This is a genomic window from Niallia sp. Marseille-Q9988 (assembly GCF_976954375.1).
The window spans coordinates 202,857-223,125 of sequence record NZ_CDRJSZ010000002.1; the positions used below are offsets into that span (position 1 = coordinate 202,857).

Consider the following 20,269-nt stretch of genomic DNA (forward strand, 5'->3'; position numbering starts at 1 on the left):
ATTCGATGGTTAACGGTATAATAGTACATAGAAGAACGTAGAAAAGGAAGGTAGAGCAATGTTAAATAACATAAAAACTTTGATCTATCAACCAGAGGGCAGGGATACATCAGTAGAAGTTAAAATAGCAGATGAAACAGTTTGGATGACACAGAAGGCAATTGCAACACTTTACCAAACCACTATGCAAAATATAACAATTCATTTATAAATATTAGTAGAATATTAGATTTACTTCAAGATACTAAGTATTATATAGTACAAAATAAAGAAGGAACTAGAAAAGTAAAAAGGAAAGTTTTACATTATAATCTAGATACTGTTTTTAATATCGCTATAAGAGGCCAATATTTTGAGGAGTTTAATAATCTTATTAATTTCGCGCAAACAAATGGAACGCAGATTTGGAGAAATATTAAAAAACTCTTTAGAAGGAATTGTTTATATTTATGATAAATATAGAGTGGACAATTACATCGTTGATTTCTATATACCACAATTAGAATTAGTGATTGAATATGATGAAAAACATCACAAAAAACAAATAAAGGACGATAATTAATCTTCTTGTTGTTGTCTTTAATAAGGATGGTGACAACAATGATGAATAAAAAAATAATTTCTGGAAAAGATAATCTAAGACAAAATATAAATTCTAAGAAAGAAGTTGAGAACAATGAAAGCAGTTACTTTTCAAGGTGTAAAAAATATGCAAGTCAAAGAAGTACCAAACCCAACAATTCAAAAGAATGATGATATTATTGTTCGCATTACTTCAAGTGCAATTTGTGGTTCTGACCTTCATATTTATCAAGGGGCAGTACCAGCTACAAAAGATTATGTATTAGGACATGAGCCGATGGGTATTGTTGAAGAAGTTGGTTCGGAAGTTACAAAGGTAAAAAAAGGTGATAGAGTAGTTCTTCCATTCAACATTTCATGTGGTCATTGTCATTACTGTCAAAATGAAATGGAGAGCCAATGTGATAATTCTAATCCTAATAAGGCTGTAGACACTGGGGGTTATTTTGGTTTCACTGAAAGATATGGTGGGTATCAAGGTGGTCAAGCGGAACTCCTTCGTGTACCATATGGTAATTTTATTCCTTTTGTTATCCCAGAATCAGTAGAATTAGATGATGAAAAATTGTTGTTTATGTCAGATGTATTACCTACCGCTTTATGGAGTGTCGAGAATGTAGGAGTTAAAAAGGGTGATACAGTTGTCGTTCTTGGTTGTGGACCTGTTGGTTTTATGGCACAAAAGTTTGCATGGTTGAAAGGTGCAAGTCGAGTGATTGCAGTTGACAATGTTCCTTATCGCTTAAATCATGCTAAAAAAATGAACAATGTGGAAGTAATTAACTTTGATGATTTTCCAACATTTGATGATGCTGGAAAATATATTCGTGAATTAACAAAAGGTGGAGCAGATTGTGTCATTGATTGTGTGGGAATGGATGGGAAGAAAACTCCTAAAGAAGCACAAGAACAACAAATGGGTTTAGTTGGGGGAACTACAAGCCCTATACAAATTGGTATGCAAGCTATTAAAAAATTCGGAAATTTACAATTAACAGGTGTATATGGTTCTGTTTACAATCAATTTCCTTTAGGTAATTTATGGGAAAGAAATATTCGTATAAGAATGGGGCAAGCACCTGTTGTTCATTATATGCCAATATTGTTTGATATGATTCAAAAGGGTGAATTTGACCCTACTGAAATTATCACGCATGTTGTACCGTTAGACCGAGCAAGTGAAATGTATAAAACCTTCTATGAACATGCAGATGATTGTATAAAAGTAGTTTTAAAACCATAATGAAAAATATAATTATTTTAATTCTTTACGCTTTAATGGTTTCAAGGATAATCCCGATAGTCCAAAAGGAATTGGCATACCAGTATCGACCTTAGTTACATATAAATAGGTATTTGTTATAAAAAAGGTGTTTTAATAATGCTAAAAAGCAGTGTGATTTCAGGTGTGAAATCCACTGCTTTTATGCATGTTTTTACATTTGCTTTTTCCTACGTGGGTACTTCAAAAGAGAATGGCTTAGTCTTAATTAGGTATCCCCTTTAAATAGATATTAAATTTCAATTTTAATTACATTTAAATGTTTGTCCCTCGTAACGTTACGATGAACCGTATCACAAATAGTGGTAAAGCAGAGAGTGGAAGTAGTGCTTGATAAAGAGTGGTTAGAAAAATTGCAATAAAATTAATGAAATAATTCAAAGTTTAATTTCAAAAGAGGGAATAACAATCAGATACAATCCCTCTTATATATTTCTTCAGAGTTATTCAATATGCTCAGACGACTCTAGTAATGCTTTGCTATAATTTACTCCAGCATTATAAACTTGTTTTGCACTAACAAAGAATATCCAAAACGATAAAAACAATACAGTTATAATGACTGATATAATTTCAAAAATAGGAACAGCAGAAATATTAAGTCCAACACCATAGTTTTTATAGATTGAAAATAATTGTATTGCTATTAATATTGAACATATTGTTAATCCGAAAGTTTTTAGACCAAGTAAATTTCTAGCCTGTCCATAAGAAACATTTTCATTAAAAATTAAAGAATATTTAGCCTTGTCTCTTGTTCTTTGTCTTAGGTAATCAATACAAGAATTAAATTTCTGGATTGCCTCTAAGGGGTCTTCTAGTTCTCTTTCTTTTGTTGGGATATCCACGTTTGTTAGTAACCTTAATTTTTGGTGATAACGATTTTTTGTTTCTTTATTTAATGTTTTATCGTTATTCCTTAAAATTATAGTAGCAGGAAGAGCCCCCCACATTAATAGATAGTTTATCTTGTACTTTTTTTCCTGAAGTTCTTGCAAGTATAGAAAGTGGAATTGATATGCCTAAACCAACAATTAGACTAATAATAGTTCCTTCGAGTGACCGGATTTCAGGGAACCAAAAATACAACCAAATGATAATTGGTGCGACCGTCAATAATGCAGATAGATATCTTGCCTTCCTTTCATAGGTATTAAGTAGAACCTCTAGATTCAATTTCTTTCTCCCCCTTATTATTTGTTATTTTTCAACATTTGGATTAAAGGAAAGGGGAGTTATGGCAGTCCAACCTGTCCTAGTCGGCATATTTTTGTGATGTCTAATTGTTGCACCTCTTCTGATAAAGGCATTCACTACGACTTTTTTTGGATGGTCTTCAGTCAGTTTTGATACCGAAACTAAGGTAGTAGTAGTCTGTTCGGTACCCTCAGATACTTTTTCACCAATAATTATATCAAGAACACTAGGTTGAAAGATGGTAGTGTCAAAACTTCTATGAAAAAGTAACCTGAAGTCTTTTTCTTCTTTCCTTTTTGAAGTGGAGAGGCTCGCAATCGCTCTTGACAAACACACCAATGGTTTGAATTCAGGTTATCAAGGGCGAAGGGGACAAAAGAAGGCATGCCAAATAAGCCCTTGATTTTTTCCATTTTAAACCATTGGCAAGTTCGGTTTGTCAAGAGTTCGCTCCGCCGATTGCTGGTTCAGGGCTCAGCTAAACAAAAGCTAGGTTGTTTGTTCTATAATCCAATCTTGAGCTAATCCAATTAGCTTAGTCCATCTTGCTGGCATATTGGGAAGCTGAAGTAACTCTGGATGAATCACAGGTACTTTTCCTTCTAAGGCTGAATGAGGCCGTAGAAAGTTAAAGTATGCGACAAACAAAGTGACGAAAGAAACAGATCCATGATCAGATCCAAACCCATGAGTCGAGCGATAATTTCCTTTAAACGTTCGATTGAGTCGTTCAATAATTTGCTTGAGTGGTCGGTATTCTGTTGATACTGGATCTTCGTTGGTTAATCCAATGACTTGCTTCACATCAAACGAAATATCATGTTGGGCAAAGAAATGTTGGGCTAATAGGTAAATCGGATTGCCATCTACAATAAACGTGAGGTTTTTAGGGATTTCCTTCATCTTTAGAAGAACCTCATCGATAGCCAGAATGGCTGACTGAGTATCTCGATTAGGAGAAACAGGATAAGACAGAATAATCTTTTTTACGGCATCAAAAAAGAAGAATAAATAATGCCAGCGACCTTTCACTCGAATGTAGGTCTCGTCTCCACAGAATTGATCAGAAAGCTCATAAGGATAATGGTCCACATAAGGTTTAAGCATCAGTGCTACGCTATTTTCGTAATTCAAAATGCTTTGGTGGGAGATGGATACACCATGTACATCCTTCATGAGTGCAGCTGTTTTACGGGCTGACAACCCATAGTTCACATGGTAGGTCAAAATCAGTCCCAATGTATGTGGCGACACATATAGTCTTGATAAATCTAACTTTGGTTTCTGAGGTGAACGCTTCGATAAGGGTTGGTAATCGATACGAAACTGACGGAAAATATAACGCATTTTAAATGCCTGTGGATCCTTTTTAAACTGTTTTTTCTCTTTTGAAGATAGTCCATTTTGTTTCTTTTGGTAATAAGAACAGTCGTTGTTTTTACACTTGAATACATCGAAATCTTTTCTCTCTTTGACCTTTTCAAGCGTTTTAGCACAGTGAGGACATTTTAAAATTGCCTCTTTTGAATAATGATTTTTTTGGTTAAACAAACATGTACACACCTTGCATTGATACTGTCCCTTGTCTCCGTTATTTGCATAAAGAAAATCAGATGGAGCACCACACTTTGGACATTTTATGCTGGAAGGAACAGTTGTTTTTGAATTTGAGTGTCTTCGAACAGGTTTAAGGGGTTTCCCATTTTTCTCCTGATACTCATTCAAAAGAAGTTTATAATCAAACTTTTGTAGGGTTTCGATGATTGGGAGGTCGTCTACCTGTAGTTTTCGATAAGGCTTATTTACAGGTTTTTCTACAGGTTTATCAAACATACTTTTCCCAATCAAAAGAGTTAATAATGTTCGAATAACCTGATCTTGGTACTTAATAAAAGTAAGTAAATAGGTTATAATTTGAGGGTACAATTTGTCACTTCCTATTCTAGGTTGTTGGGTGTGTGGTAACCTCAATTATCCTTAGAATTCAGGGGGTGGCAATTTTTTTGCTCAAAAAGCCCTCTATCAAGGTATTTTATAGCCTATTTAATATAAAAGTTTTGACAATACGTATTCTGTTTGAGGGGTAATAATATGAAAAAAAGAGATTTTATAGCAGAAGATATTTTAAGTAAGATTTATCAAAATAAATATAGAGCAGGGGAAAAGATTCCAACGGAAAGAGAACTGGCAAAACATTATGATGTATCAAGATACACCGTCCGCGAAGCATTAAAAAAGCTTGTGAACATAGGATGTGTAAAAATCATTCAAGGTTAGGGATATTTGTAAATGAAACAAGATATAAAAGCCCTTTAATTTATAATTCACTCACAGAAAGAAAGTTTAAAGATATCCAATCAAAAATTATTTATTTTAAAAAAATAGAGGCAGATCATACATTAGAAAAAATATTTGATTTAAGTGGAAGAAAAACAAAGGTGTGGGAATACAAACGAGTTCGAATTGTTGATTATCAAAAAATGCAAATAGAAACAACAAGACTTCCGTGTGCGTATTTTCCAGAGTTAGAAGAAGAAGAAGTGAAAAAATCCGTTCATGAGTATGTACAGCAATGTGGCTATCAAATCTCTCATTTCGTTACTACCTATAGTGCAATCAATGTAAGTAAAGAAGATGCTGATCTCTTGAATTGCAAAAAAGGTGTCGCGGCTATGAAAATTTTTAATAGAGGAATCCAACAAAATGGCACAGTATTTGAATATAGCGAAATGATAAACTTGGATTATTCTGTTTCTTATTTCACTCCGTTTAATCCATATAGTCATCAGTATCGAAAGAATTAAAAGAGGCAGTAATTAAAATCCTTAAAGTATAAATAAAAAGTGACGTATATAAAAACGTCACTTCAGACTGTAGACAAACCTCTGAATTTTAGATATATAAAGGTTTGTCTACAGTATATTTATTAGCCCCTTTGAATAAGGATGTTGCTTTCCGTGGGGCTCGCGCTTAGCCGCGGTCTGCTTACAGCCTGCAGGGTCTAAGCTGTCTCGCTAATCCCACAGGAGTCTCACCCCTTCCACTCCAAGCAACGCATGAAAATTCAATGTAAGCTTCTAAAAATCTTTTCATCGGTATTAATAAAACGAACAATCCTATACCCACTTCACCACATCATCAAATGCTCTACGTGTTTTCGGATAAGGTTTTTTGGCACGATAACCGAATGCTACCATAACGGAAATGCCCAAATGCCCATCTTCTAAAAGTCCTTCTTCCTCTAGAAGATGATTCATTTTTTCCATATTAAAGCCTTCAATTGGACAAGAATCAATGCCGATTTGGGCAGCAGCTGTCATCATATTACCAAGGGCAAGATAGGTTTGTTTGGAAGCCCAGTCGAATAATGCACGGTCGTTGTCCAATAAACGGAAGTCATCTTTTTGGAATGCTTCTATGCGTTCCATCATTTTGGGAATAACTTCAGCAGGAAGCTTTGATACATTTGTAAATTGATCTTTTAGATAGGCAGAATCATAGGCTGTATCCAATTTTGTTCTAGCCAATAAAATCACAAAATGGCTTGCCGCAGGAATTTTTGTATAGGCTCCCCAAGATGAATGTTTTATTTTATCCCACTCTTAACATTCAGTAAGACTTCCCAGCAAGCTTATGAGAATACGAGGAAGTCAACTGTTCGTGAAGGTCCGATTGGTCAACTAACCATCAGTGGGGGAAGAAGGAAAACCTCCACTGATGGAAGTTTCACTTTATAAGAATTAAAAATGTAAATGCTTACTTTAAAAAATACGTAAATAATGCCTGATTATAAGAAAAAATCATAATTAATTTCTTGACACTTCTCATTGATGTCATTAATATTATGTAGACCAGTTGTTATAATTTTATTAAGAAGAGATGATTCTAATGAAGAAATCCAACAATAAAAGAGAAGCAATTCTAACTACTGCAACTAAATTATTTCAGCTACAAGGATTTCATGCTACTGGACTTAATCAAATTATTGAAGAGAGTGGCGCTCCTAAAGGCTCCTTATATTATCATTTTCCGAATGGGAAAGAAGAAATTGCTTTAGAAGCAATTAAGCGAATGAGGGAACTAGTAGTGGAGAAAATGAGAGAAGACTTAAATGGTGGCGATACACCTGTGTCTGCTTTTCAGCAACATGTGAATTCTATCGCAAATGAATTTGATCAAATGGGCTGTAGTGCACTTGAAGGCTTGCAAATTAGTTTGATTGCTTCTGAAACAGCGTTAACACATGAAACGTTGCGAGTAGCATGTGATGCTACTTTTACAGACTGGCAAGCTCTTTATACGAATCGATTAGAAGAATTTGGCTTTAAAAAAGAGCTGGCACAAGAGTTAGGCATAACGTTAAATGCAATGATAGAAGGTGGATGTATGTTAGCTCTAACAAACAAGAGCAGTAACCCGCTTCGCTGCATTTCAAATCAAATAGCAGTGCTGTTAAAACAGTAATTTCTATGGATATTAAAGGAGGAAAATGAATATGACAATGGATATTTCCGCTAAAGGCGATGCAATCGGAAAAAGTGAGTTTAAGACACTTCCTGTTATCGCCTCTTTTTTAATAGCGGGTTTTGTTGGATTATTTAGTGAAACGGCACTGAATATGGCATTAAATACAATTATTACTGATTTTGCTATAAAGGAAACAACCGTACAATGGTTAACAACTGGGTTTCTATTAACACTTGGTATATTGGTTCCTGTTTCTGGACTTATTCTGCAATGGTTTACAACAAGGCAGTTATTTATTACTTCGTTAATCTTTTCGATTTCAGGAACACTAATAGGGGCAATTGCGCCAACCTTTACTATTTTAATGATTGCTCGTATTGTCCAGGCAGTCGGCACAGCACTCTTATTACCGCTGATGTTTAACACAATTCTTGTATTAATTCCGCCGCATAATCGTGGAAAAGTAATGGGAATGATGGGGCTAGTAATTAGTTTTGCGCCGGCAGTAGGGCCAACTATTTCTGGTTTAATTCTTCGCTCTCTTACATGGCATTGGATTTTCTGGGTATCACTCCCATTATTAGTTTTTGCGCTTGTTTTTGGAAGTGTATTTATGCAAAATGTAACGACACCAACGAAGCCTAAAATTGATATCTTATCGATAATTCTATCAACCATTGGATTTGGCGGAATTGTTTATGGGTTCAGTAATGCTGGAGAAGGTGGAGGTTGGGGAAACCCGGTTGTAATTATTTCAATCGCAATTGGTCTTGTGTCACTAATCATCTTCTCTATCCGTCAAGTAAAAATGGAACAGCCAATGATGAATTTAAGTGCGTTTAAATACCCGATGTTTGTGTTAGGATTAGTGCTCGTTATTATGATTATGATGGTAATGCTTTCGTCAATGATCCTATTGCCACTGTATTTACAAAACGTTCTCGCATTAAGTACATTTACAGCAGGATTATTGCTTCTGCCTGGTGGATTAATAAATGGATTTCTATCACCTATTATGGGAAGCCTTTTTGATAAATTTGGACCTAAATGGCTAGTTATTCCTGGTCTTGCGTTAGCAACTCTTGCATTATTCGGATTCTCCACCATTGATATTGATACATCATCAGGCTTTATTATTGGTCTTCTAATTGTTCTGATGATTGGTGTATCGATGGTAATGATGCCGGCACAAACCAATGGGTTAAACCAGCTGCCGCCAGAATTGTATCCACATGGAACTGCAATTATGAATACATTGCAACAGGTTGGTGGTGCAATCGGAACAGCAATTGCAATTTCTTTATTAGCTTCAGGTGCTAGCAATTATTTGAGCAATGCGACAGATTTAACCAATCCGTTAAATCCATTGCTTGCCTTTACAGCAGGTGTACAGAAATCATTTAGCTTCGCAATTATTGTCGCAATAATTGGTTTTGTTCTATCTTTCTTTATTAAACGTGTGAAAGTGGATCATCCATCTCATTAATAAAGTAAATTTCAAAACGAAAAAAACGATTGGAAGAATTCGGAATAACACTTCTTGATGTTATCCATTCTTCCAATCGTTTTTCTTTTGTTTAAACCATTCCACCATTTACGCGAATCGTTTGTCCAGTAATCCAACGAGCGTCATCGCTTGCAAGAAAGGCAACAACTTTCGATATATCATCGGTTTCTCCAAAGCGTCCAAAGGCATTAAGCCTTTTTAGATTTTCTAATTGTTCTAGACTTTTGCCATTCATAAATAATTCTGTGTTTGTAGGGCCAGGTGAGATTGTATTTATAGTAATGCCCTTTGGTCCCAATTCTTTAGCTAGCTGTCTTGTAATCTGTTCTACAGCACCTTTTGTGGCAGCATATAGACTGTATCCAGGGAACATCATCCCTGCCACTGATGTAGAAAAATTAATGATTTTACCATTCTGCTCCATATATTTGAGCGCCTGCTGACATGCAAAATACGTTCCTTTAACATTGATGGAGAAATGCAAATCAAATTCTTCTTCTGTTACATCATTTAATGGAATGGTGTGCATAATTCCTGCATTATTTACAAGAATGTCTATTTTTCCATAGTGTTGAAGCGTTTCTGCAAATAAACGTTCTAGCTCTTTAATTTTGCTGACATCTGCTTGGATGGCAATAGCTTTCCCACCGTTATTTACGATGTTTGCAACAACTTCTTGTGCTTTATCTGAACTATTTGCATAGTTAATGATCACTTTAGCACCTAATTGTGCAAGTTCTTCTGCAATCGTTGTGCCAATTCCTCTAGAAGCACCAGTAATAATAGCTACTTTGTCTTGTAAATTACTCATCATTATCCTCCAATATGTATAGTTTTTCATCCTTTTAAGGATGTTGTATGGTTATTATAAGGAAGTCAGAAGCAAGGGAGATAGAAGATTCATGTATAATCTTTGCCTAATTCTCCAAACAAGATGTAAAATGAATGAAAAATAGAAAGGGGGGAATATGTTGAGCACTAAAAGGGAGTTAACGGGATTAATAGAAAAGCACATAAAAATAGATGGTACTCATGAAACCGAGATAAACCATTTAAGCATTATTCGAGCATCTACCTTAACAGAACCACTGCATTCTATTATAGAGCCTTCTGTATGTTTCATTGTGCAAGGTTCCAAATTAGTGATGTTAGGCGAGGAAATATTTCATTATGACTCCAGTCAATATCTTGTCACATCGGTTCATCTGCCGATTCGCGGGAAAATTACAGAAGCGGACGAAGAAAAACCGTACTTATGTATAAGACTTGGATTTACAACAGAGCAGATTTTAGAAGCTGTTGCCAATCAAAAAGAAGCAGATTCCTATCCTCCTAGAAGGGCGATGCTAGTAAATAAAACTACCTCAGATATGACAGATGCATTAGTAAGGCTATTAAAGCTGCTGGACTCACCAAAAGATATTCCTGTTCTTGCACCTTTATATCAAAAGGAAATTTTATATCGAATTTTACAAAATGAGGATGGAGAACAAATCAAGCAATTCGCTATTTTAGGGAGTCATGCTCAAGCAATAAAAAACGTTATTCACATAATCAATCATGCATATGCTAAACCACTTCGCGTAGAGGAATTAGCTAAATCTGTGAATATGAGTCTTTCATCGTTTCATCATTATTTTAAGTCGATTACTGGCATGTCTCCTTTACAGTTTCAGAAAATGGTTCGTCTGCAGGAAGCGCGAAGGCTAATGTTATCAGAAGGATTAGAAGCTGCAGAAGCAGCATTTCAGGTTGGCTATGAAAGTCCATCACAGTTTAGCAGAGAATACAGTAGAATGTTTGGATTGCCACCAAAAAGTGATGTGAAAAAGTTACAAGATAATCTGAAGTAATGGAAGATCCGAATATTTGAAAACTGAATGTCAGGTTCTCCTTTTGTTAAAATTACTTATTATCTCATCGATTTATTGTGATTAGGAATGAAATAGTGATAGATGCTGTTATTGTAATTGATTCCCTTTTTTATAGAGTGAGCAGCTCCTTGTCAAGGTTCTCCTTTAAAAGGAAACTGCCCATCAAAATTAGTTTACACCTACACGATCCCAAGCACTTCTTACCGCATTATAAGTGCTGCTATTGCTGCCATAAAGATCTGAAGCAGCTTGTAATAAAGCAGATTTTGCATTACTAAAATTACTTGTAGGTGTTAAGTAGGTTGTTAATGCACGATAATAAATTTTTTCCGCTTGTGCTTTTCCGATAGAACTAATTGTATAATAAGCTGCTTTGTTAGGAATACCGCTGTTAATATGAACACCGCCGTTATCACTTGTTGTATTGACATAATTACTCATCGTAGAAGGTTGTCCATAGCTTTCAGGATTAGATAAACTACGCAGACCATCGCCAGAAACTTTTGGTGTATAGACATCTTCTCCTAATAACCAATCATTCGGGTCAAGGAAATAGCCAAACACATCAGACATAGATTCATTTAGTGCACCAGATTGATTTTGGTATTGCAGGCCAGCTGTTCTTTCTGTTACCGCATGGGTAATTTCATGTGCCACTACATCAAGTGCGCCAGAAAGTGGTGCAAAAGTAGTTCCATCTCCATCCCCGTAAACCATTTGTGAACCATTCCAGAAGGCATTATTATAGTTTGTTTGATAATGAACGGTTGATGTAATAGATGCTCCTCTATTATCGTAGCTATTTCGGTTATGAGTATTGTAATAATAGTCATATACTACTCCAGCATAATAATGAGCGTCAACATCTGCACGTTGATTACTTGCAGTCCAAGCGTTATCAGCATCTGTTGAATATACCCCAGGAAGCGTCGAACGATTTTGTGCAGTAGCTGTTTGAATAATACCACTCATTGGCTTTGTTGTATCATACAAATAATACGTCCCATTTGAAAAATATGTATTTAATGTTTTAGTGTCTCCGTTTACTCCGGTTCCACGACCTGTGGTTGCTGCATCAGTTACTGCGTTTAAGGAATCTATAATTGTGCCATCGTTGGCATCAACGAAAATTTGCCAGTTTGCTGGATATGGGTCAATAAATTGTAATTCTACTTTATATGCTAGATGGAAAGCTCCGTTTTTCTCAAACACGACTAATGAGTCTTTTTCGACAGTAGTTGATTCACTTGCCACTTTGCTGTTTAATCCTTTTGATTCAACTGTATCACCATTGCTTGTCTCTTCTTTAGATAAATCTAAGTGCTTCCATGCCTTCTCGATTGCATCCTTGTCTGCTAGTTTCGGTTTCGTTGTTGTAACTTTCTTTGATGCTTCTGGATGTAATCCACCATTGACAGCTACGACTTCACCAGCTTTATTTATGTGAACATAAAATGCCGCGCCTTCAATAGGAACACCATTTACTGATTGAACATATTGATAATGTTTCATTCCAAGCTCGTCTGTTGTTTCTTCTAATAGAGTAAGATCTTTACTTGGGTTAATTTTGTAGAGTGTCTCATTTTCTTTTAAATAGGTTCTAATCTCTTTTTCTACTTTGTATTTTTTAGTAGATAGTTTTCCAGATAGGAAGGTGGGTAAATCTTTTTTATTATCCCAATTTTTCTGAGACAATTGGAACTTTTCTAACTTTTTTTGTTCACTGTTTGCTGCTAATCCATTTGGAATAGCAGCTCCGAATACTAGACCAGTTGCTAGTAATAGAGATAAACTTTTCTTCATTTGTAATCGCTCCCTTAATTTTGGAATGAAAAAAGAATATTAAAAAAATTCTTAGTGTGATAATATCATAGAAAAATAGTAGGGATAATTGGGAAAATATTAAGGAGCAAATGGACTGAAAATGCCATTGGGATAAGAAGATAGGCGAGAAATAGGGACTTTAGAATGAGAAATCTATCCTTTACAACCTTTTAAATTTGGGAAAAAATGCGATTGGATAGCATTTACAGTTCAATATTAATTCTATTAATATACTAATTATATATCATAAGTGATTAACTATAAGAAAATAGGTGGTATGTCCATGAAGACTGGCTCATTACTGAAATATTATCGAACAAAAGCAAATTTGACACAAAGTGAGCTTGCAGAGGGGATTTGTTCGATTCCCCACTTAAGTAAAATCGAGAATAATCATAAAGAAGCAAATCAAGAAACAGTCAAACTATTATTTGAACGTTTACATATTGATCTTCAAGTAGTAGAAAACGATATGAAGCAAATTAAATCACTTATAACTAGATTTATTGAACATATGGAATACTTTGAAGAGGAGGAAGCTGGATTTGTCTTTGTAGAACTAGAGAAACGGAATGAACTAATCACTTTTACCCCCTATATCTATCTATATGAGCTTTATAAATATCGTTATTTCTTATTTATTAAAAATCTAGAAAAAGCCGACAATCACCGCAAGTGGTTATATAAACAAAGAAAAAATTTTTCCCAACATGAATCCTATTTATTTTCTTATTATCATGGAATACACTTAATATTAAGAGGAGAGTTCAATGATGCAAGAGATCAATTATTGCAACTCTTACATGATGATGTAACAAACCCTCTTGCATCAGGAGAGTTATACTATCATATAGCATTAGTGAAGGGATCTCTAGAGAAATCGGGACAAGCCATTTTCTATGGAAAGAAAGCTTTGCAATTGTATACCAATCAGTATAATTTTAAACGAATTATTCATACACTTATGTTACTTGCGATTAATTATACACATGCTGGCATTTATCAAGAGGCACTAGATTGCTATAAACATATCATTCGAAATGTAAAGCTCTTAAAAGAGACATCGTTACTGCCGCGAATTTATAATAATCTAGGATATTTAAAGCATAAGATGGGTCTTCATGAAGAATCGCTTTATTATTACAAACTAGGTTTAAATATGCAAACTCCTGGGACTGTTCATTATCTTATTAGTCTTTATACAGTGGCGCAATGCTATCATGATCTTAAATCTGATGAAGCGAAAACCTTTTTTGAAGAAGTATATGCTTTATCAAAAGAGCTAAACAATCTTAAGTATCAGTATTTATCTATTTATTATCTACATATGATAAATGGCGAAGAAGAAGTCGGATTCAAATATTTAGAGAATAAAATCATTCCCTATTTAGAAAGTATTGGAGAACATAGAGAAGAGCTTCATTATTTTTCTAATCAATTAGCTAAATACTATAAGCGATTAGGAAAATTTGAAATAGCTATTAAATACATAGAAATGGAGGGAAGAAAATAATGAAAAAATTTTTATTAGTTTCAGCAATCCTTTTAGTTGCTCTAGCACATCCAATTTGGCCTCCTGTATAAGGATAAAGCATGTCCTCAGGGGGATGGGTTCTACTGATTCCTTATCAATATAAATTTCCGAGAAGAGAAAAAAATCTTCCTTATGCTGTCTTTCGCTTGAAGCTAAAAATAGCATATATGGAAGATTTTTCTCTTTTTCCGCTAAACTACGCAGCTGGAGTTACCCCACGATGAAAGAGGAAGAAAGATCCGTAGGCACAAAGGGATCCAAATCCTAAGAATAGTAAAAAAGGTAAAAGGTTAAAGCTTATATAAAAACAGGCGATACTAATAAATGCAATACCGAGTGTATGAACGGGACGCCCCAATGTTAGTAAGAAGGCATTTTTCATTGTCTGAAAAAGTGTTCCCTCGTAATGTACAGAGAGAGAGAAAAAGTTAATCGTAATGACTACCATAAATAGGGATACAATTAAAAATAGATAATAAATAGGTGACTTTATAGTGGAGAAGTAGTAAAAATCCAAAAGCAGAAATAGCCAAACAATAGTGAAAGCAATGCCGCCTAAAAAACTACGTAAATAATTCTCTTTATAGAATTTCCAAAAAGAAGGAAGCAATTTTACTCCTAGTTCCCCTTGCACCCATTTTCGTGCTACACCGAAGAGGGCAGTGGTAGATGGAAAAAGGAGTAATGGTGATAAGACAGCTATAAGTGAGATAATAGCGAGCAATTGTTGTGGTAGAGTACTAACAAATAAATGAAAGGATAAATAAAAAATAGGAAGATTAAATAGCAGCCAAATAAGATTTAAAAAAGCAATTCTTGTAATCCATTCTGAAACAATAAACAGACGAGTAACGATACTTTTTGTCTCCATTATGAGTTCCTCCAATTTCTTGTATGAAAAATTAAAACGTTTTTATATTTGAGTGATAATTCTATTATTACATGCCACTTTTAATTGGTAAATAAAATAATAATAAAAGAAAAAAATTGTTCTGCTCTTCGTTTTTTAAAAGGGAAATCAAAATATTTATGAAAAAAAGTATTGTCACTAGTATAGGAAGGTGTTATTCTATAAACGAAGAAAACGTTTTTATAAGGATTGTAGTAAATTCTATCGTTTCAGCTCTTATTTCATTAATTTAGTTTATTTTCGAATTTGAAAACGCTTTATATAGAATGTTAGATAATTACCTACCAGAAAATGTGGGTATTTTTTATAAAATTAATAAAAACGTTTTTATAGAAAAGGAGTGCGTCATATGAAGATTAACTTATCCACAACTACTTATGAAGAAAACAAACCGGTAACAAAAGTTTCTATAGTTGAATTTACAAAAGATAATAATGTAGAAATGAAAGTAGTAAATATATATCCAGAAATAGAGTACCAAAAATTTGATGGATTTGGTGGTGCGATTACCGAGGCTGCTGGCTATACGTATTCGAAAATGAGTGAGAGTTCGCAACAGAAGTTAGTAGATGCCTACTTTGGAGAAAACGGCAATCGCTACAATCTAATTCGAACGCATATTGACAGCTGTGATTTTTCTGTCGGTCAATATGAGGCAATGAGTAATCCAGAGGATAAGGAATTCCAGTCTTTTTCCCTAGCTAGAGACGAAGAATATATTCTGCCTTTACTGAAAAAAGTGACGGAAGTTTCCGCTAAGCCGTTTGATCTAATGCTATCTCCTTGGTCTCCACCAGCTTTTATGAAAACGAACGAGGAAAGAGTAAAAGGTGGGAAATTAAAATCAGAGTTTCGCCAATTTTGGGCCGATTATATCTGCCACTACATAAAGGAATATCAATTGAAAGGTTTCCCTGTAAAAATGCTAACAATTCAAAATGAACCTAATGCTAGACAATCATGGGATTCTTGTTTATATACAGATATCGAAGAAAAAGAATTTCTTAGAGACTATCTATATCCTACTCTACAAAAAAATAATCTAAGTGAGATAGAAGTGTTGATCTGGGACCATAATAAAGAAAGAATGTATGAAAGAGCTGCTGCGATAATTGATAATCAGACGGACAATATGATTGCTGGCGTAGCTTTCCATTGGTATACAGGTGACCACTTTGACGCCATTGGTCTAGTACGTGAGAAGTTCCCAAATAAAAAATTAATTTTTACAGAAGGCTGTGTCGAATACAGCAGATTTAACACTGCAGGCCAATTACAAAAAGCACAAATGTATGCACATGACATGATTGGTAATATAAATGCTGGGATGAATGCCTTTATTGACTGGAATATCATTCTAGATAGACAGGGCGGTCCAAATCATGTTGGGAATTATTGTGATGCTCCGATTATGTGTGACACAGAGAATGATCAAATGATGAAAAATCTTTCTTATACATATATAGGTCATTTCAGCCGATATATCGAACCTGGAGCAAAAAGAATAGCTGCTACTAAATATACAGATAAGTTAGAGCTTGTTGCGATGAAGAATCCTAATAATCAAATTGTTCTCGTACTGCTTAATCGATTCGAAGAAGATTTGCCGGTTGCTTTGCGAATGAATGGAGAAGTTAGTCAATTTTCTATAGCAGCCAATTCGATTGTTACCGCTATACTAGCTTAAATACCGCGGTGACAGCACCAACTATATATGGTATAAAAGAATATAGAAATAAAAACGTTTTAATCACGAGGAGGTGATTCCCATTTCTAAAGTTACCATTAAAGATGTTGCAAGAGAAGCGGGAGTATCGATTTCCACTGTTTCCAATGCTCTAAATGACGTCGATGTTCTGCATCCAGATACAAGAGAGCATGTATTAAATGTCGCAAAACGATTGAATTATATTCCGAATTTAAATGGTAAGAACCTGAAATCAAATGCGACAAAAGTAATTGGCCTATTCATCACAAGCATGAGAGGACCTTATTATGATCAGTTGGTTGATTCTATCTCGAAAGAATGTGAAAAGTTAGGGTATGAACTAAATATTTTTATTACGAAAAATGACCGGACAGCGTTAAGTAATATTTTGGGGAAAAGAGTAGATGGAGCCATTATTTCCAATGAATTTATCGATGAAAAGGATGTTGCCGTTCTGGAAGAAGCAGGAATTCCTGTCGTATTCATTGATCGAGAAAGAGTAAGCAAAACAAGTTCATCCGTTGTCTTTGATTCCTATAAAGGAGGGCAAGATGTAGCACGTTATCTTATCAATCTCGGGCATAAACGGATTGGCTATATTAGAGGGTATGATCATTTATATGATGATATAAAGCGATATGAGGGCTTTCGAGATACATTACTAGATGCCAATATTCCTTTTTATGAAGAAGATTTATTAATCGGATATTTTGAAGAAGAAGCAAGCTTTAGTGCGGTAAAAGCATTTGTGAGAAGTGGAAAAGATTTGCCTGATGCATTTGTGGCTGCTAATGATCTTAGTGCAATTGGCTGTATTAAAGCATTGAAATCGGAAGGGATCTTGGTTCCAAAAGATATTAGTATAATTAGTTTTGATGATATAGATTTAAGCGAATACTTCACTCCCCCGTTAACAACGGTAAATAACCCTATTATTATGCTCGGAAAGCATGCGATAGAAAGGCTGCTTGGTATTATTAGAGGAGAAGAAGTAGGGAAATTGGATAAATTGCAAGGAAGCTTAATTGTCAGAGATTCATGCACCATCAATAAAAACATATTAATGGGGTACGACCGAGGTACTTGTAAAAAAGGGTCATAGCATGGATTTTTTTTACATTTACAACCCTTTTTACTCTGTAGGGTAGGGTGGGGTCAGAAAAGTGCGGTTGTTGGTAGGATCCTAATAGGGGTAGTGTCATTGTTGCTACTCCTATTAAGGAATACTTAAACTAAATCACAAATTAAAGAAGAAACACATCTTAAAAAATGAGCATTGAACCTTTGCATAATAAGCAAAAGTCCTTTAAAATTTGTTAGCCGGGTAGAAAATGCTATAATGCTCTTATAAAAAAGAATGGATGCAAAATAGTTTAGGTAAGTTCTAAAACGATTTCTTTTATTCTTCGACAAACAGGCCAGATTCGTAATTTCTCAAGAGAATAATACAAGTCGCTGTAGGGGTTTTTGTGTTTTTTCACTTATGATCACTTTGATATACAAGACCTATTTCATCTCTCACTTTATCCAACACTTGTATCGTGGTGTATGAATTTTTATATGAGTTAGTATCAGACTCTGTTTTTCCTCGGTTGATTAATTCAATAAATTCTTTCACTTCGTAATACATAGCTGGATGAGATTGGTCGACTGTTAATTGTTCAACCGTGCCGTCAGTGTAGTGAATTTCTACTTTTTCAGCCGTATGAATCTTATCAATCATGATACTTCCTTTTTCGCCTTGAATTTCGCTTGGTAAATAAGAGTTCGTTATTTTGGAATACATCACAATCGCATCTTTATCATCATATTTTAAGATGACGCTACCTTCACCATCCACACCCGAATCAAGCATAATGCCAGTTGCCTTCACTTCTTTTGGTTCACCAAATAATGTAATAAGTGGATACAAACAATAGACACCAAGGTCCATTAATGAACCGTTCGCAAACTCTGGATTGAAGGCATTAAGGACAATTCCTTCTTTGTATTTATCATAACGAGATGAATACTGACAATAGCTTGCAAAGTATCTACGGATAGGACCAATTTTATGTAAATTATCTTGAATGACCTTGAAGTTTGGAAGTAATGTTGATTTCATTGCTTCCATTAATAGGGCGTTATGATCTTTTGAGGCTTGAATCATCCTCGCTACTTCGGTTGCATTAACAGCCAGTGGCTTTTCACATAACACATGTTTGCCATTTTGCAAAAATAAAATAGCTTGTTCTGCGTGATATGAATTGGGAGTAGCAATGTACACCGCGTCAATTTCTTGACTAACTGCCATTTCTTTTAGGTTTGTAAATATTTTTGTTACTCCATATTTACTTGCAAATTCTTCTGCTCTACTAATCGTGCGAGAATAAACAGCAGTTAGTTTAAAATCTTCTACATCATTTGCTGCTTCAAGTAATCTTTCTGTAATCCAATTAGTACCGATTACGCCGAATCGAACCATTTATTCAACCTCATTCCTTTGTTTTATAAAACGAAGAGTTTTGTTTACTACACTTATGAAGCGTTTTTCATCGCCAATAGGATTTTATTTTCCCATAAAAAAACTTATATAGACATGGGGCCTACCAGTGAAATATTGGTGATAACCCAAATAGGGCTCATACTGTGAGTGATGGCTAAATTCTTGGCTGTGCCCCACCCAATAATGATCTCTGATCCGGCCATAGAAGGGACTGAATCAGAGGCTATTTTTTCTTTCCTGTATGGACTGTGTTATTTGTAATATGCAGTAAAGACCGCAATTCATAAAAGAAATAAATGCGGTCTTTACGATGTTTCCATATTTTTTAAAGTGTACTCTATTCGAGATTGGCATGTTTGCCGTACATTTTAGTAGAGTCTAAGCCTTTTTTTTCCATAAAACGCAAGATCAATGCATCATAAAATAATAACATCGTTTGCTCAAAAAGTGACCCCATTGGTTGTATGGTCTTGTATTCACTTTCAGATTGATCTTTCGGTGATCCAGGCAATTTAATGATAATATCAGCTAATTTTCCAATCGTGGAGTCAGGGGAAATCGTTACAGCTGCGACCGTCCCACCTAAACTTTTTGCTTTTTCAGCGATTGAAACCAAGGTTTTCGTTTCACCTGAACCTGAACCGATGATCAACAAATCACCTTTTTCTAAATTTGCTGTTACAGTTTCACCGACTACATAAGCATCGATCCCCATGTGCATCATTCTCATCACGAAAGATTTGCCCATAAATCCAGATCTGCCCGCACCTGCAACAAAGATTTTTTTGGATTCCAGAATCTTATTAACCAACTTCTCTGCTTCTTCGTCAGAGATTAAGTCGACTGTCCGACTTAATTCTTGAACGACTTCAGCTAAATATTGAGTAGTTTTCATAGTT

General features: G+C 34.8%; 19 protein-coding genes and 1 pseudogene. 11 read left to right on the forward strand and 9 right to left on the reverse strand.

The window, feature by feature from the left end:
* Positions 1 to 58: 58 nt before the first annotated feature.
* The 3 genes from ACWNMZ_RS03480 to ACWNMZ_RS03490 all read left to right on the forward strand — a co-directional run bounded on the left by ACWNMZ_RS03480 (position 59) and on the right by ACWNMZ_RS03490 (position 1,825).
* The gene (locus ACWNMZ_RS03480; RefSeq protein ID WP_155986740.1) at positions 59 to 211 is read left to right on the forward strand and encodes a hypothetical protein; all 153 of its coding nucleotides are present in this window, start codon (positions 59 to 61) and stop codon (positions 209 to 211) included.
* A 180-nt stretch (positions 212 to 391) separates the two neighbouring features.
* Positions 392 to 562, forward strand: coding sequence for a DUF559 domain-containing protein (locus ACWNMZ_RS03485; RefSeq protein ID WP_081836609.1), 171 nt, complete (start codon positions 392 to 394; stop codon positions 560 to 562).
* Positions 563 to 676: 114 nt separating this feature from the next.
* A complete protein-coding gene (locus ACWNMZ_RS03490) occupies positions 677 to 1,825 on the forward strand; it encodes a zinc-dependent alcohol dehydrogenase (protein ID WP_031537008.1) in 1,149 nt (382 codons plus the stop codon).
* 482 nt (positions 1,826 to 2,307) lie between these two features.
* Here the strand turns inward: ACWNMZ_RS03490 and ACWNMZ_RS03495 are convergent, their stop codons facing one another.
* The 3 genes from ACWNMZ_RS03495 to ACWNMZ_RS03505 all read right to left on the reverse strand — a co-directional run bounded on the left by ACWNMZ_RS03495 (position 2,308) and on the right by ACWNMZ_RS03505 (position 4,987).
* Positions 2,308 to 2,862 carry a ComEC/Rec2 family competence protein gene (locus ACWNMZ_RS03495; protein WP_152910776.1) on the reverse strand — a complete coding sequence of 185 codons (555 nt, stop codon included), beginning with the start codon at positions 2,860 to 2,862 and terminating at the stop codon, positions 2,308 to 2,310.
* Between the two features lie 202 nt (positions 2,863 to 3,064).
* Complete coding sequence (locus ACWNMZ_RS03500; protein WP_284561086.1) at positions 3,065 to 3,391, reverse strand: hypothetical protein; 327 nt, start codon at positions 3,389 to 3,391, stop codon at positions 3,065 to 3,067.
* Positions 3,392 to 3,550: 159 nt separating this feature from the next.
* Positions 3,551 to 4,987, reverse strand: coding sequence for a DDE-type integrase/transposase/recombinase (locus tag ACWNMZ_RS03505; protein ID WP_016205479.1), 1,437 nt, complete (start codon positions 4,985 to 4,987; stop codon positions 3,551 to 3,553).
* 165 nt (positions 4,988 to 5,152) lie between these two features.
* Between ACWNMZ_RS03505 and ACWNMZ_RS03510 the strand changes: the two genes are divergently transcribed.
* Together ACWNMZ_RS03510 and ACWNMZ_RS03515 are read left to right on the forward strand one after the other, a co-directional pair.
* Complete coding sequence (locus ACWNMZ_RS03510; protein WP_235252466.1) at positions 5,153 to 5,338, forward strand: GntR family transcriptional regulator; 186 nt, start codon at positions 5,153 to 5,155, stop codon at positions 5,336 to 5,338.
* Positions 5,314 to 5,865, forward strand: coding sequence for a GntR family transcriptional regulator (locus ACWNMZ_RS03515; protein ID WP_235252468.1), 552 nt, complete (start codon positions 5,314 to 5,316; stop codon positions 5,863 to 5,865). Before ACWNMZ_RS03510 ends, ACWNMZ_RS03515 begins: the two co-directional genes overlap by 25 nt.
* 312 nt (positions 5,866 to 6,177) lie before the next feature.
* On the opposite strand, the pseudogene ACWNMZ_RS03520 reads toward ACWNMZ_RS03515, so the two are convergent.
* A pseudogene (locus tag ACWNMZ_RS03520) lies at positions 6,178 to 6,657 on the reverse strand (nitroreductase family protein); the annotation flags it as partial.
* 292 nt (positions 6,658 to 6,949) lie between these two features.
* Here ACWNMZ_RS03520 and ACWNMZ_RS03525 point away from each other — a divergent pair.
* Together ACWNMZ_RS03525 and ACWNMZ_RS03530 are read left to right on the forward strand one after the other, a co-directional pair.
* Entirely contained in the window at positions 6,950 to 7,525 is a 576-nt protein-coding gene (locus ACWNMZ_RS03525; protein ID WP_235252469.1) for a TetR/AcrR family transcriptional regulator, read from the forward strand.
* Between the two features lie 31 nt (positions 7,526 to 7,556).
* Complete coding sequence (locus ACWNMZ_RS03530) at positions 7,557 to 9,014, forward strand: DHA2 family efflux MFS transporter permease subunit (protein ID WP_235252471.1); 1,458 nt, start codon at positions 7,557 to 7,559, stop codon at positions 9,012 to 9,014.
* A 91-nt stretch (positions 9,015 to 9,105) separates the two neighbouring features.
* On the opposite strand, the gene ACWNMZ_RS03535 is transcribed toward ACWNMZ_RS03530, so the two are convergent.
* Positions 9,106 to 9,846 (reverse strand): SDR family oxidoreductase, encoded by a 741-nt coding sequence (locus ACWNMZ_RS03535; RefSeq protein ID WP_235252473.1) that lies wholly within the window; start codon positions 9,844 to 9,846, stop codon positions 9,106 to 9,108.
* A 157-nt stretch (positions 9,847 to 10,003) separates the two neighbouring features.
* Between ACWNMZ_RS03535 and ACWNMZ_RS03540 the strand changes: the two genes are divergently transcribed.
* Positions 10,004 to 10,888 carry an AraC family transcriptional regulator gene (locus tag ACWNMZ_RS03540; RefSeq protein ID WP_235252474.1) on the forward strand — a complete coding sequence of 295 codons (885 nt, stop codon included), beginning with the start codon at positions 10,004 to 10,006 and terminating at the stop codon, positions 10,886 to 10,888.
* A 189-nt stretch (positions 10,889 to 11,077) separates the two neighbouring features.
* Here ACWNMZ_RS03540 and ACWNMZ_RS03545 read toward each other — a convergent pair whose 3' ends face one another.
* Positions 11,078 to 12,712 carry a M4 family metallopeptidase gene (locus ACWNMZ_RS03545; protein WP_235252475.1) on the reverse strand — a complete coding sequence of 545 codons (1,635 nt, stop codon included), beginning with the start codon at positions 12,710 to 12,712 and terminating at the stop codon, positions 11,078 to 11,080.
* Positions 12,713 to 13,016: 304 nt separating this feature from the next.
* Here ACWNMZ_RS03545 and ACWNMZ_RS03550 point away from each other — a divergent pair, with 304 nt between their 5' ends.
* Positions 13,017 to 14,246, forward strand: a complete 1,230-nt coding sequence (locus ACWNMZ_RS03550; RefSeq protein WP_235252477.1) for a helix-turn-helix domain-containing protein — start codon at positions 13,017 to 13,019, stop codon at positions 14,244 to 14,246.
* Positions 14,247 to 14,463: 217 nt separating this feature from the next.
* On the opposite strand, the gene ACWNMZ_RS03555 is transcribed toward ACWNMZ_RS03550, so the two are convergent.
* The gene (locus ACWNMZ_RS03555) at positions 14,464 to 15,138 is read right to left on the reverse strand and encodes a YesL family protein (RefSeq protein WP_235252479.1); all 675 of its coding nucleotides are present in this window, start codon (positions 15,136 to 15,138) and stop codon (positions 14,464 to 14,466) included.
* 388 nt (positions 15,139 to 15,526) lie between these two features.
* On the opposite strand from ACWNMZ_RS03555, the gene ACWNMZ_RS03560 reads away from it, so the two are divergent.
* Together ACWNMZ_RS03560 and ACWNMZ_RS03565 are read left to right on the forward strand one after the other, a co-directional pair.
* Positions 15,527 to 16,864 (forward strand): glycoside hydrolase family 30 protein, encoded by a 1,338-nt coding sequence (locus ACWNMZ_RS03560; RefSeq protein ID WP_235252481.1) that lies wholly within the window; start codon positions 15,527 to 15,529, stop codon positions 16,862 to 16,864.
* Positions 16,865 to 16,937: 73 nt separating this feature from the next.
* Positions 16,938 to 17,987 carry a LacI family DNA-binding transcriptional regulator gene (locus ACWNMZ_RS03565; protein WP_349205235.1) on the forward strand — a complete coding sequence of 350 codons (1,050 nt, stop codon included), beginning with the start codon at positions 16,938 to 16,940 and terminating at the stop codon, positions 17,985 to 17,987.
* Positions 17,988 to 18,362: 375 nt separating this feature from the next.
* Here ACWNMZ_RS03565 and ACWNMZ_RS03570 read toward each other — a convergent pair whose 3' ends face one another.
* Positions 18,363 to 19,349 carry a Gfo/Idh/MocA family protein gene (locus ACWNMZ_RS03570; protein WP_031538338.1) on the reverse strand — a complete coding sequence of 329 codons (987 nt, stop codon included), beginning with the start codon at positions 19,347 to 19,349 and terminating at the stop codon, positions 18,363 to 18,365.
* Positions 19,350 to 19,707: 358 nt separating this feature from the next.
* Entirely contained in the window at positions 19,708 to 20,265 is a 558-nt protein-coding gene (gene hxlB / locus ACWNMZ_RS03575) for a 6-phospho-3-hexuloisomerase (RefSeq protein WP_031538337.1), read from the reverse strand.
* Positions 20,266 to 20,269 lie beyond the last annotated feature (4 nt).

Coding starts and splice junctions, on each gene's coding strand:
- ACWNMZ_RS03525 (WP_235252469.1), top strand. CDS start 6,950: ATGAAGAAATCCAACAATAAAAGAGAAGCAATTCTAACTACTGCAACT.
- ACWNMZ_RS03560 (WP_235252481.1), top strand. CDS start 15,527: ATGAAGATTAACTTATCCACAACTACTTATGAAGAAAACAAACCGGTA.
- ACWNMZ_RS03545 (WP_235252475.1), bottom strand. CDS start 12,712: ATGAAGAAAAGTTTATCTCTATTACTAGCAACTGGTCTAGTATTCGGA.
- ACWNMZ_RS03530 (WP_235252471.1), top strand. CDS start 7,557: ATGACAATGGATATTTCCGCTAAAGGCGATGCAATCGGAAAAAGTGAG.
- ACWNMZ_RS03480 (WP_155986740.1), top strand. CDS start 59: ATGTTAAATAACATAAAAACTTTGATCTATCAACCAGAGGGCAGGGAT.
- ACWNMZ_RS03540 (WP_235252474.1), top strand. CDS start 10,004: ATGTTGAGCACTAAAAGGGAGTTAACGGGATTAATAGAAAAGCACATA.
- ACWNMZ_RS03570 (WP_031538338.1), bottom strand. CDS start 19,349: ATGGTTCGATTCGGCGTAATCGGTACTAATTGGATTACAGAAAGATTA.
- ACWNMZ_RS03485 (WP_081836609.1), top strand. CDS start 392: ATGGAACGCAGATTTGGAGAAATATTAAAAAACTCTTTAGAAGGAATT.
- ACWNMZ_RS03490 (WP_031537008.1), top strand. CDS start 677: ATGAAAGCAGTTACTTTTCAAGGTGTAAAAAATATGCAAGTCAAAGAA.
- ACWNMZ_RS03555 (WP_235252479.1), bottom strand. CDS start 15,138: ATGGAGACAAAAAGTATCGTTACTCGTCTGTTTATTGTTTCAGAATGG.
- hxlB (WP_031538337.1), bottom strand. CDS start 20,265: ATGAAAACTACTCAATATTTAGCTGAAGTCGTTCAAGAATTAAGTCGG.
- ACWNMZ_RS03550 (WP_235252477.1), top strand. CDS start 13,017: ATGAAGACTGGCTCATTACTGAAATATTATCGAACAAAAGCAAATTTG.
- ACWNMZ_RS03535 (WP_235252473.1), bottom strand. CDS start 9,846: ATGAGTAATTTACAAGACAAAGTAGCTATTATTACTGGTGCTTCTAGA.
- ACWNMZ_RS03510 (WP_235252466.1), top strand. CDS start 5,153: ATGAAAAAAAGAGATTTTATAGCAGAAGATATTTTAAGTAAGATTTAT.
- ACWNMZ_RS03515 (WP_235252468.1), top strand. CDS start 5,314: ATGTGTAAAAATCATTCAAGGTTAGGGATATTTGTAAATGAAACAAGA.